The organism is Chlamydia gallinacea 08-1274/3, from assembly GCF_000471025.2.
Taxonomy (GTDB): domain Bacteria; phylum Chlamydiota; class Chlamydiia; order Chlamydiales; family Chlamydiaceae; genus Chlamydia; species Chlamydia gallinacea.
Genome location: NZ_CP015840.1, coordinates 823769 through 835878, shown reverse-complemented (window position 1 = coordinate 835878; position 12110 = coordinate 823769). Strand labels below are relative to the sequence as shown.

Genomic DNA, 12110 nt, shown 5'->3' with positions numbered 1-12110 from the left:
TAAAAACGTATTTAAAGACCATAAATACCAAAATTTTAAAAGAAACTATCTAATTAGATGAAAAATATTCCCAAAATATGGCGAAAGCTTCTACAGCTTGTAGAGCCGTGCCTCCTGATGAGCAACCATGGGGTAATTGTAAAAAAGCGCGAGCGGCTAAGAACAACAATTGTGTTTGTACTGATCAAGGACATAACAATCGCGCTTTCATTCTAAAGTAAAAGAAATCTTAACCTCGTGGCATCGGTGAATCTAGCAAATGCCTCGAAGACGACCACTCGTCCCTATATCTTTACAAAACTTAAACAAAATAAAATTATCTGATGAATAAATAAATTAATGTAAATGAGTTATAATAGAGTCCTATTTTCATTTAAAATTAAAATAAGCAAATAAATTATGAACACTACAAATTATGTAAAATTTTTGGTTAAACCATTAACTAAGAGCTATTCTACTGAGAACCTCATATCAGAAAGTCAATACAATAAGAAGATACGACAACTTAAAGTCGCAGCTCTCATCATTTCCTTAGCTGCCATCCTAATTTCCACAGCAGGTATTGTCGCAGTCAGTCTAACAGGCTGTCTTCCCTTGATTGCCCTTCCTGTAGCAACAATGCTTCTTTCTATCGTATTACTTAAAGTTGTTTATCGACTCCGTCCTCGCATTTCTCCTGTTCCTATAGGTTTCTCAAACCTCGATCCTGACGATTTATTTACAGAAAATGACACAGCCCGATCTGCTGATGAAATATAAACACAAGGATCTATCTATAATCACCTAAGTAAGACCAGGATTCCAGATACTCTGCCCCGCATGAAAACGCATAAGCCATATTTTGATCACAGGCACAACCTCAAGAAAAATACAATCTATACCATTGAAATTCTTATACTTCTGATTGTTTTCAACATAACATTAAAAAATCAGAATGAAATAATCATAAACTAAAAAGACTTAAAATCATTGATTCTATAAACTGTTTCGCATCTACTACTATTTTATGGAAACGAACTATGACAACACCAATACAACAGCCATTGACACCGATAACAACGGTTCGCTGCCCTTCACAACCAACTCAATTACAACAAAGAAGACTGGCCGCAGTTCTTTGCACCATTTCCTTCATCTCCCTAGTACTCTTCTCTGCTTGCGTAGCTACAGCTATTACTTCGGGATGTCTACTTCTATGGACCTTACCTGTTACTGTAGCACTGGTCTTTGTACTAAGCGTCCTGGCTCTTCGCCGTTTATGTCCTAAATCTATTCCCGCCACTCAAGAACCAAAACCCTCCGAACCTTCCGAGAGCCCCGCTATAATAAAGTCTTAGCATAAGAAAAAACATTCAGAGTGTGGGAAACTGAATTATTTATTCATAGACAAAACGGCTTTCTATGATAAAGTAATCATTTCATCTAAAGCTTAGAGGTTTTCCTCTAAGCTTTTTTCTTTCAACGCTGTCCCTGCAGTATATTTTGACATGAAAATAATATACCTTTGCAGAAAACACGACTTATCCTATGAACTGATAGAAAAAGGCTCTAGTAAGGATACAACAGCAATGAAAACAAAATGGCTTATTTCTCTCCTTATATTCACATCACCCATGATGTTGCTCCCCGGTTGTACATTAATTCCTCAAGAATCTTGTGCCCCGACTCCTTCAAGTCTTCACGTCTAGAATAAACTTTTCAAGAGGCAATGTTTCAGTTTCTTTCATCTCTGGGACTTGTTTTTATTCTTTTCTTTGTTATAACTTAGCAGAAAGAATAAACTATTGGTGTATTCTTTTAAGGACGGGACGGGGAAACAGGATTCAGAAAATTTTCCCCAAGAAAAATAAATAAAAATATTCTGTTAAAGGACAGCGAATATGCGTAAACTCCTACTACTAGGTTTTTTGGGACTTCTGTCTATGAATTTATCTAGCTGTTCTTTTTCAGCTTCAGGAAGTTACCATCCTAAATTATATACCTCGGGAAGCAAGGCCAAAGGTGTTGTAGCCATGCTTCCCGTATTTTATCGTTCTGATAAAGTTTCTGAAGCTCTTCCTTGGAATTTACAAACGGAATTCACCCAAGAAATCAGTAAACGATTTCTCGCGTCGGATAAGCTTTTTCTTATTAAACATAATGCATCACCTCAAACCATTGCGCAATTTTATTCTGTAATTCCTCAAATCTCTTTGGACGCCTTAGGCTCCCTTCTTCCTGCAGAATTTATTGTAGCCACAGAAATTTTAGATCAAAAAACTGTGACAGATGCATTTGGAAATAATTCGATCACTGCTTCTGTACGTGTACGTGTTTTTGACATTCGTCATAATAAAGCATTGATGATCTATCAAGAAATCATTGAATCCAGCCAGGTAGCTCTAGCAGGCGCTAATAAAGATTATCATCGTTACGGATGGCAAACTAAGCATTTTGAAGCGACGCCTATGGGTCTTATGCACCAGCGACTATTTCGCGAAATCGTTGCTAGAGTCGAAGGCTATGTTTGTGCAAATTATTCGTAATCCATGATTACTTCTTTTTATTTATTGTTGTTATCCTTAGCATTAGCATGCTTTGCCTCACATAATTTTTTCTTATGGCCCAAGCCTGCAGGGAAAACTCCTCTACAACTATACCATGTTCTCTGGGGCGTAGTCCTTTTATTCCTCCCCGGTATCCTTCCATTTATCACAGGATCCTATTCAGAAGTTGTTGCCCGTTCACTACATGGCATATTCTTAGTTTGTGCTTTTATATTTTATCTTTTAGGGTTACCTATTGATGTTACCCGTAGTGTTATTTACTCAGCCAACCAACCTCTAGCAACATTCTCCTCAGCTATAGTTTCAGCCTTTCGCATGTGGATTATTTTCCTGCCAATGCCGACCATCATTGGGTACATTTTAAATGTTTTTTTAACTTTTTTATTCTCTAAAGAAATATTTCATGAGCAAATTCTTACTCAAGAAGTTCAGCAAAGTTTAACTTCAACAACATATGATCAGGGATTTTTTTTAAGTTTAAGCATCCTAGTCCCCTTTGCTGAGGAAATTTTTTTCCGAGGCTTCTTACAAACCTTTTTAAAAAATAAAATGCGGAGAGAGTATGCTCTTATCTATACCTCAATTATATTCGCACTTGCTCATTTAGAGCATTCCCTAGGATCTTTGCTCTTCGTGCCTATCCTTTTTCTTTTCTCTCTGTGCGCGGGATTTCTTTATGAAAAAGAGCGTCATATTGCCGCCCCAATTACATTTCATATTCTCTTCAATAGCACAAGTATTGTCATGCTATTCCTAAGAAATTATTAAGAAAAAGTAAGCTAGAGAAACACTTCTAGCAAAGAAAAAGACTTCTTAGGGCTGCTACTTCCCAGTCCTGACCCGGTTCAAAGGTTTTCTCTCTTAAAAGGTCCCTAGCTCACTGTTCCTTAATAATATAACTCACGAATTTTACTAAAGAGAAAATCCATAATAGTATCTTATTTTTCGCTTTTTTCTTTCAGTTTCCCTAGAAGCCATGCTTGTCGTGCTTCCTCATAAGAAATCGCTTTACTGGAAAACACATGAGGGGCTCGTCGTTGAATCTTAGAAAAAGCTTCGTGAATTACCCCATTGACAGAAGTCATTTTAAGAAATTCTAACTTAAAACACAGAACAAAAACTAACATGAGAATATCACCCGCTTCCGAAGTAATTTCTTTATTTGAATGGCCCTGATGAATAGCTTCTATAAGTTCTTCGCACTCTTTAAGAATACATTCAATTAAAGACAAAGCATCTTGCTTATCCGTCCAGGGACATACCCCATCCATGACCATTTTCCTAGATAAATCAATTAACTTAGAAAAATCATAACCTTGTGGCATTCCCTACCCCCTAGTACCATGGATTAAAGTATGTGCATTCTCTAACAACCAAGTTTTAATTTTTCGATGTCCCGAAGAAAAAGGCAATGCATCTATAGTATCTAGAGAATACAGTAATGCCGATTTCGGAAGAGATACTGCATGAAAAACCTTAGGTACTAAACGTACCCTATGATAAGTAAATGCATGGTGTTGTTCAGCTATATCACAGAAAAAAACTAATTGCGTACCTAAATGGCTCTCCATAGAGTGAACTAATGTAGCTGTATCAGAAAGCATTTCATTAGACCCTACCTCTATATAGGGAAATTCATACAAACCTGCCATCATTTCCTGAGGTTTCCTCTGCTCTAGCACAATGGCTCCTTCATAAAGGATAATGGCAACCCAACGATATAGCATAACAGTCTTTTTCCTAGCATGACGCACAGGCAGACACGCCTGTTTCCCCTCTTTAGCAGCTCCACAAACCCCGCGAATAGGACAAATCTCGCACTTAGGAGAACGCGTACACACACAAGCTCCAAGCTCTATTAAAGCTTCAGAAAATACTTCAGGATCTCTCGAAGGTAATAAAGATTGAGCTATGCGTGATATCCACGTCTTTGTAGATTCTAAATCTATAGAAGACTCAATTAAAAACACTCTACTAATCACGCGTAAAACATTGCCATCCACTGCTGCGACTTTTTTCTTGAAAGCAAAAGCTAAAATAGCATGTACAGTATAGGGTCCCAACCCATTAATCAATAATAGATCCAAATGATTATCTGGAATCTGTCCTGAAAACTCTTGCATCACCATACGAGCGCCGTACAATAAATTTCTTGCTCGCGTGTAATACCCTAACCCCTCCCAAAGCTTAATCACTTCATCTTCACTGGCTGCAGCTAAAGATTCAAGCGTAGGAAATTTTTGCATCCATTCAATAAAATAATTTACAACAACTTCTGCTCGAGTTTGCTGAAGCATAACTTCAGATACCCACACCCGATAAGGAGTAGGATTCTCTCTCCAAGGAAAACTCCGTTTATTTTCCCTAAACCACTGCTTTAATCTTTCTTTAGGAAATTTCTTTACCCTCTCAGAAAACACTATCTTTGTCATACAAATTCTCGTAAAATCTTACCTGAAGCTTTAAATATTCATGTTTTATGAAAAAGTTTACATGGATTGCCCATCATGCAGAAAGGCTATCCTCCTTTCTACGAACACAACTACCGGAATATGATAAATGTACAGTCGTGAGCTCTATACACTATCATGGATGCCGAATAAATGGCCGTGTCGAAAGATTTGAATCTTATAAAGTACAACCCGGGGATTGTGTCAGCTTAGTTATACAAGTACCTGAAGAACCTCAAATACTATGGGATCATCCCCAATGTTGTGTTTATGATAAACCTGCCTACCTATCCACAGAAAAACTTGCGAATAAATTACAACTACATATTGTCCATAGGTTAGACAGAGATACAACAGGATGTATTCTCTTTGCAAAATGCTCAGAAGCTATTTCTCCCCTCATGCAACTTTTCAAAAAACGAAAAATCACTAAACATTATACTGCTTTAGTCTTTGGCCATCCAAAAAAATCTTCAGGAACAATTATTTCTTATACAGCACCTAAATCACGCCGTTGTGGCGCTGTTCTTTTTGGAAACACCGACTCCTCTCGAGGAAAATTAACAATTACACGATGGTCTATCCTCTGCACCTATAAAAAATACTCCTTGATACACTGTGAACCCGTTACGGGAAGAACGCATCAAATTCGCTTACACATGCAAACATTGGGACATCCTATTGTAGGCGATATAGACTATGGTTCTCATAACCAACCAAAAAACATTTTTCGCCCCTTACTACATGCTCATTCCCTGAGTTTCCCCTTGCCATTCTCTAATGAAAATATTCATATCATAGCATCCTCTTCAAGAGATCCTAGAAAAGAAGCTGCCCACCTTCTAGACAAGTAACTACTACTGGTTAACAGTAGGAAAATACACGTGAATGATAGAAAGTAAACCCCACTCCCGTGAGGGAGTAGGGGAGGTGAAGTAGAATTAGAACTGGAATTTTGTTCCAAGGTCTACGGTGTAATTTCGAGAAGAACCTCGCAACTCGAAACCAAATTGAGAGAAAATTTCCATGCTAGGTGTTGGAGCTAGATGTGTTCCTGCCTGGACAATGAAGGCTTGTCTTGCAAGATTCGTTCCATAAGTTGTCCACACGCCTGTTGTAGGACTGACCAACAACGACACTAAACAATCAGGATTGCTTCTTACAAGATCGGGAGAATACGCAAGAGTAAGGTCATACGACGCTTGATTTTCATCTGAAAATCTCTCAAATTTCACACCTAAAGGCATAGCTAAATTCGTCAGATGACTACTCTCAAAATACCTACCCTCAGAACTATTGTTCTCCTTAAAGTCTTCTTGATGAGCATATACCAACTGGAACTTCAGGAAAGGAGAATAACTGTCGAAAAATCTCCATGTCTGGAATTCTATAGGTGTCTTAGCTCCTAGCTCAACAGCAAAGCAGTCATTGCCCCACTCTCCACGAATCTCTGGAAAGACTGTATTAGGGGGGGCGTATGTCGTTGTCATGTTGGTTTTCATGTCGTTGGACGCATGACTATAAGCCAACTGGGCATTAAGAACTAAAGGTGCCTGTGTCCCTAACATATTCTGAAGCAGTTGGTTCCACACATCCCAGAAAGAAATGTGTTGGTAGTAAACAGATCCTGCATATACATCCGATTTATTCTTAGAGACTAAGTAATCTTTATCTCTTCCGAACAATTGGCAGAAGGCTGCTGAGAAGATATCTTCTGTAGGGGTTGTTGCTAAGACTCCTAAAGCATAACCTGCACCTGAATGGCGGAATTTCCTTTGTGTGGGTGTTCCACTGCGATTTAGAAAGCTCGCTATTCCCGATACCCAGAACCCTCTATGGTAATCCGCACCTTGGATACTCATTTCCATAAGGTTTTGTAAAGCACGGATGTCGGCAAAAGCTCCCCAAAGGGTATTAGGAACTAAGGCACCTACACGCTCAGGGTTAGGGTTGTAGCCTGTTTGTTGCCAAGAAAGCGTAGTAGAGTTTGTGGCAGCGTTCGCTGCTTGAGACCAAGTTACCGTCCAATTTCCCTGATAACCATAATGTGCCGAAGGAATAAAATCTGTCAGGTTATCCGTAGGAATAGTTATTTGGCCGCTATTTGTCGATACTGATAATGCTGAGAAAGGAGTCGTTGTAGAAAAGACCGGTTGTTCGTAAGCGTTGCCGTCAGAATCAACTAAATTAACATTATTGATAGTGACGTTTTGACTTGCTGTCTGTGAAGAGATCTTGGCAGGAGTACCCCCCCCCCCCCCCAGAGATGCTACGTTAATCTCAAGGTTTTCTAAAGTAATCGTTTCTCCTCCAGAATTTGGAGTCTGTAGTGTCGTGCCTACATCCATAACCACCGCTGAACCCGCTGTCTGCTCAACTTTTTTAGCTTCTAAAGTCACTCCATCACGAAGAACCAAAGATCCCGCTGTCACTTTAAGTGGCTGTTTAAAGTAGGACTTTAGGTTATCATCCACTGCTCGCTCCGTTACTGATAGCCGCTCTCCTGAAAACACTATCTGACCCGTATAAGTAGCTGAGCCACTTCCTTTGTTGAGCTCTATATCTCCAGTGGTAGTTCCTGTATTAGAAATAGGATCATAAAAGTAGATCCCATAACCTTCACGAGCATTCAATGTAGTAAACTTCCCATTCGTACCCAAGTCAATCGCATTCCTTTTCGTAGTCGTAGATCCGCCTGTAGTGATAATAGTATTCCCATCAAATATTAAATCACCAAGCTCCGCTGTCAAACTACATTCGCCACTCGTACTATTAATACAAATCGCTCCTCCTGTAGGTGATGATGTCGATTTCACGGAGTTCCTCGTAAACAAAGTCGGACCTCCCGTCACTATCGTCAACTTATCCGCATAAATCGCTCCTCCACTCGTCGTAGAACTATTCCCTGAAAATATCAGCTCTTTGTTCCCCTCAAATTTCAAATCTAAATTATTGTTAGATGTATCTGTACAACAAATTGCTCCACCTTTACCATCTGTACTAGAGTTATTAGCCATGTTATCTTGAAACACAACAGAAGCATTACCAGAAAATGTCGTAGCTTTTGAAGAATGTAATGCTCCTCCTGCTTTTTCAGAGTTATTTTGAGAGAACAAAAGCTTCACATTGTTCGTTAAGTTAGTAGATTCAGTAGATTCAATGGCCCCACCATTATCTTTTGAAGTATTACCAATAAAACTTGCAGATATGGATGTCCCTTGTAATGTCAATCCTTGGCAGCTAATAGCTCCTCCCGCAGCAGTCGAGCAATTTTTCTCAAAAAGAAGCGTAGCATCATTACTAAAGGTTGTTGTCCCTGATGATTTTATTGCTCCATTTCCTGTGGCTCCAGGAGGGCACGATGTGCAAGAAAACAAAGAAAATCCAGATAAAGATAAATTCTTACTAGTATCACCTACTTCTATAACAGAGGGGGATGATGATGCATTAACATGGTCAAAACATAAGGAATACCCATTACCTACAAAAGAAAGATCTCCTTGACTTTCTTTAAAGCAGCTACTACTGAGCGCTGTGTTTGTGCCTGAACCTGTTCCTGCATACATAATGCAAACATCCCCAGTACAAATATATTGCGTTCCATTAGAATTAGAAGTCGTTAATGGACTGAAGCCTGAGCTAGCCGTATTCCCGTTATAACTCGTAGATGAATCCAAATTCTTCTCCGTAGGATTTGTAAAACCTAACGACGTAGACGCTATCATCCCCGAAGACACTAAAAACAAATAAACCGAATACTTCATTGTCATTTTCTAAAGTAAATTAAAGATAACTCAAGAAAAATCACAAAAATTATTAAAAGTAAAGATACGCTAAAGAAGTAATTAGTACTTACTAAATTAATAAAATGGGTACTACATCGAAATGTTCTTTTAAGAAGACTATGGGTAGTTCAACTTCAACTATCCTGTTATCTGCAAATTTTCAAAAAGAATATACCCTTCTCCATAGACCATAGAAATTCAACATTTTTCTACTATCCGCAAAGTATTTCTTAATAATGAAGAATCTGCTAACCTCGTTATCACTCTGCAAAATAAAGAAGGTAAGGGATGTTAAAAATTGATTTAACTGGGAAAATCGCATTCGTAGCAGGAATTGGGGATGATCAGGGTTACGGTTGGGGAATCGCTAAAGCATTAGCAGAGGCTGGCGCTACGATTCTTACAGGAACCTGGGTACCCATTTATAAAATTTTCTCCCAATCCTGGGATTTAGGAAAGTTCAATGAATCTCGGAAACTGTCTAATGGTGCTCTCTTAGAAATTGCCAAGGTCTATCCCATGGACGCAAGTTTCGACTCTCCTACAGACATTCCTCAAGAAATTGCAGAAAATAAACGCTATAAAGATGTTTCAGGATATTCGGTATCCGAAGTTGCTTCCCAAGTCACTGAAGACTTTGGACGCATTGATATCTTAGTACACTCTTTAGCAAATAGTCCTGAAATTTCTAAGCCTCTATTAGAAACCTCAAGAAAGGGTTACCTATCTGCTTTAGGAACTTCAAGTTATTCCTTAGTGAGTTTACTCCAACACTTTGGTCCCTCTATGCCTTCTGGTAGCAGCTGCATTTCTTTAACTTATCTAGCCTCGTCACGCGCTGTTCCTGGATATGGAGGAGGAATGAACGCTGCTAAAGCTGCATTAGAAAGTGATACGAAAATGCTTGCTTGGGAAGCAGGAAGAAAATGGGGTGTTCGCGTAAACACAATTTCTGCAGGCCCCCTAGCGAGTCGTGCAGGAAAAGCCATTGGCTTTATAGAACAAATGGTCGATTATTATTTGGATTGGGCTCCTATCCCCGAGCCTATGACGGCGGAACAAGTAGGAGCTGCTGCTGCATTTTTAGTTTCACCGCTAGCTTCAGCAATTACAGGAGAAACTCTTTATGTCGATCATGGAGCCAATATTATGGGAATTGGTCCTGAAATGCTTCCTAAGAATTCTGCAGACTAGAGTATTTCCCCATACCTGCCTCCCATGCTGGAAGAATCCCCAAATCTTTTGCTGGGGAGGCGAGAAAATCAGCCAAGCCATGCATATGCTTAGGTGAGGTGTTCATAACAATTTTAAAGTCCCCTCGCTCTAGTAAATCAATATCATTAACATCATCTCCAGAAGCTATAATAAAAGGCTTGTCTCCTTCGTAAAGCATATGGACAACACGATCAACAGCATAACCTTTAGACACAGATTTCTCAGTCATAAATAGTAAAGCATACTCAAAATCGAAAGGCCAACGCATTAAATTAATATTTAATCGTGATACTAGCTCTGTAGTTCCTTGTATTTTACGATATAACTCTTCGATATCGTTTTTTCTCCCAAAGACTTTCGCTACGGCTAACAAATCATAGGGATAATCTTGAGAAATTTTGTTCATTTCTACAAGACGAGAACGATCTTTAGAAGTAGGAAAGTACACAGAATCTAAACGCTTTAATAAATGATTTTCATGCGGAGAGGCAAAACGATAATATTGATCATTATGAATCACTCCAGACTCTATGCAAAATACTACAGGACTATCTTCTACATACTTTTCTAGAATAGGTAAAACATCACGAGAAATACCCTGAAAATAGAGAAACTTTTCTTGTTCAGACAACCATACACAAACCCCATTTTGGCATCCCAATAAGTAGGGAACTTGAAGAGAGGTAAATAACTGCTGTGCATAAAAAAAATATCGACCTGTCAAAAAAAATAACTCCCATCCCGATTGATATGCTTGAGTTAAAGTATTCAGCACTTGGGGAGGTAAGTGATGAGGCAAGTGAGTAATCGTTCCATCAATATCTGTAACTAATAATTTTCTCATAAAATCACCCATTTCCTCTATAACCTAGATGTATTTCCAACGATTCACAAAAAAAAATACAATGAAAAATCCTTAAACCACACTATTCCGTATTTTTGTAAAATTTAAGACCCTTGCTCTAAGTACATCATTGTTGCAGGAATAATAAAATTACAGTTTAATCTACTCTTAGCACTAGATCACATATTAACTTAATATAAATAAAAGTAATCTCTAAGATGATTTTCTAGGTAGCTTATATTGGGGTCTCAACTTATGACGCACGATTTTTTGTCTCGATTCCTTTTTCTTTCTGATGAGCTTGCCCTTTCTGATTCTCTACACGAGTCTGCCTCATTCCAAAGTATGTTCCCAGATAATATGAAAGTAGAAATGCTCAAAATGCTAGGATCCTTAGTGTTAGTCCTCACCTTATTCGGCATCGGAGTATGGATATTTAAAAAGTTCCTTAAATCTAGGGGGCAAAGTTTTGGTAATCACTCTACTATTAAAATTTTGGATAGGCGTTCTATCAACCCGAAAACCTGTATCTACCTTATCCGAGTTGTGAATAAAATCCTCGTTATTGCAGAAACTAATGATCGTATCACTATGCTATCTGAATTCCCTCCAGATACAGACATCAATGCTCTTTTAAAAAATGATGAAAACAAAAATTCCTTCTCTACTTCAGACGTATTGAGTAAGAGCATAAAAAAATTGCAAAGATCGCATAGCAATGAGCCAGTCCCTGCTCTTATAAACAAAGAGTAACAAAGTATATTTTACAAACTACTGAGAGAAAATCATATGACAACTTGGTCGTTAAATCAAAACAATCTATCCAATTTTCTAAAACAAGCTGAATTACAGCCCTTATTGGAAAGAGAAAGCCAACTTACCTACATTAATATCCAAGCGGACGACCATGAATTACCCTTGTTTTTTGTTATTCGTAATAAAGGAGAAGTCCTTCAAATGATTTGCTACTTCCCTTACCAACTACATGATGAGCACAAAGGAGCGACAGCACGCCTACTTCATTTACTTAATCGTGACTTGGATATTCCAGGGTTTGGAATGGATGAAGAACAAGGGCTGATCTTTTATCGCCTAGTTCTTCCTTGTTTAGAAGGACAGATTCATGAAACTTTATTACGCATATACATCGACACAATTAAATTAGTATGTGATAGTTTCTCACACGTTGTTGGCTTAATATCCTCAGGAAATATGAATCTTGATGAATTAAAAAAACAAGCAAAAAAAGAACAAACAAATACATAGAGAT

General features: G+C 38.3%; 12 protein-coding genes and 1 other RNA gene. 8 read left to right on the top strand and 5 right to left on the bottom strand.

Annotated features, from left to right (window positions below; all coding sequences use genetic code 11):
• The first annotated feature begins 426 nt into the window (after positions 1 to 426).
• The 4 genes from M787_RS03770 to M787_RS03755 all read left to right on the top strand — a co-directional run bounded on the left by M787_RS03770 (position 427) and on the right by M787_RS03755 (position 3314).
• Positions 427 to 759: a hypothetical protein gene (locus M787_RS03770; RefSeq protein ID WP_169814967.1), complete on the top strand. Its 333-nt coding sequence runs from the start codon at positions 427 to 429 to the stop codon at positions 757 to 759.
• A 260-nt stretch (positions 760 to 1019) separates the two neighbouring features.
• The gene (locus M787_RS04850; protein ID WP_021828243.1) at positions 1020 to 1337 is read left to right on the top strand and encodes a hypothetical protein; all 318 of its coding nucleotides are present in this window, start codon (positions 1020 to 1022) and stop codon (positions 1335 to 1337) included.
• A gap of 543 nt (positions 1338 to 1880) precedes the next feature.
• Positions 1881 to 2525 (top strand): CT253 family lipoprotein, encoded by a 645-nt coding sequence (locus tag M787_RS03760; protein ID WP_021828242.1) that lies wholly within the window; start codon positions 1881 to 1883, stop codon positions 2523 to 2525.
• Between the two features lie 3 nt (positions 2526 to 2528).
• Entirely contained in the window at positions 2529 to 3314 is a 786-nt protein-coding gene (locus tag M787_RS03755; protein WP_021828241.1) for a CPBP family intramembrane glutamic endopeptidase, read from the top strand.
• A gap of 10 nt (positions 3315 to 3324) precedes the next feature.
• Here the strand turns inward: M787_RS03755 and ffs are convergent.
• The 3 genes from ffs to mutY all read right to left on the bottom strand — a co-directional run bounded on the left by ffs (position 3325) and on the right by mutY (position 4978).
• An RNA gene (gene ffs / locus M787_RS03750) (signal recognition particle sRNA small type) lies at positions 3325 to 3422 on the bottom strand.
• Positions 3423 to 3484: 62 nt separating this feature from the next.
• On the bottom strand, positions 3485 to 3871 hold the full coding sequence (locus M787_RS03745) for a MazG nucleotide pyrophosphohydrolase domain-containing protein (RefSeq protein WP_021828240.1): 387 nt from the start codon (positions 3869 to 3871) through the stop codon (positions 3485 to 3487).
• A 3-nt stretch (positions 3872 to 3874) separates the two neighbouring features.
• On the bottom strand, positions 3875 to 4978 hold the full coding sequence (gene mutY / locus M787_RS03740; protein ID WP_021828239.1) for an A/G-specific adenine glycosylase: 1104 nt from the start codon (positions 4976 to 4978) through the stop codon (positions 3875 to 3877).
• Between the two features lie 47 nt (positions 4979 to 5025).
• Here mutY and M787_RS03735 point away from each other — a divergent pair, with 47 nt between their 5' ends.
• Positions 5026 to 5850 (top strand): RluA family pseudouridine synthase, encoded by an 825-nt coding sequence (locus tag M787_RS03735; RefSeq protein ID WP_021828238.1) that lies wholly within the window; start codon positions 5026 to 5028, stop codon positions 5848 to 5850.
• Positions 5851 to 5937: 87 nt separating this feature from the next.
• On the opposite strand, the gene M787_RS03730 is transcribed toward M787_RS03735, so the two are convergent.
• The gene (locus M787_RS03730) at positions 5938 to 8760 is read right to left on the bottom strand and encodes an autotransporter domain-containing protein (protein WP_064317835.1); all 2823 of its coding nucleotides are present in this window, start codon (positions 8758 to 8760) and stop codon (positions 5938 to 5940) included.
• Between the two features lie 309 nt (positions 8761 to 9069).
• On the opposite strand from M787_RS03730, the gene M787_RS03725 reads away from it, so the two are divergent.
• Entirely contained in the window at positions 9070 to 9975 is a 906-nt protein-coding gene (locus tag M787_RS03725) for an enoyl-[acyl-carrier-protein] reductase (protein ID WP_021828235.1), read from the top strand.
• Here the strand turns inward: M787_RS03725 and M787_RS03720 are convergent.
• Positions 9956 to 10840 carry an HAD-IIB family hydrolase gene (locus M787_RS03720; RefSeq protein WP_021828234.1) on the bottom strand — a complete coding sequence of 295 codons (885 nt, stop codon included), beginning with the start codon at positions 10838 to 10840 and terminating at the stop codon, positions 9956 to 9958. The genes M787_RS03725 and M787_RS03720 overlap by 20 nt on opposite strands.
• Positions 10841 to 11095: 255 nt before the next feature.
• Between M787_RS03720 and fliO the strand changes: the two genes are divergently transcribed.
• Both fliO and M787_RS03710 read left to right on the top strand, forming a co-directional pair.
• The gene (fliO, locus tag M787_RS03715; RefSeq protein WP_021828233.1) at positions 11096 to 11593 is read left to right on the top strand and encodes a flagellar biosynthetic protein FliO; all 498 of its coding nucleotides are present in this window, start codon (positions 11096 to 11098) and stop codon (positions 11591 to 11593) included.
• A 36-nt stretch (positions 11594 to 11629) separates the two neighbouring features.
• Complete coding sequence (locus M787_RS03710) at positions 11630 to 12106, top strand: type III secretion system chaperone family protein (protein ID WP_021828232.1); 477 nt, start codon at positions 11630 to 11632, stop codon at positions 12104 to 12106.
• Positions 12107 to 12110: the final 4 nt, after the last annotated feature.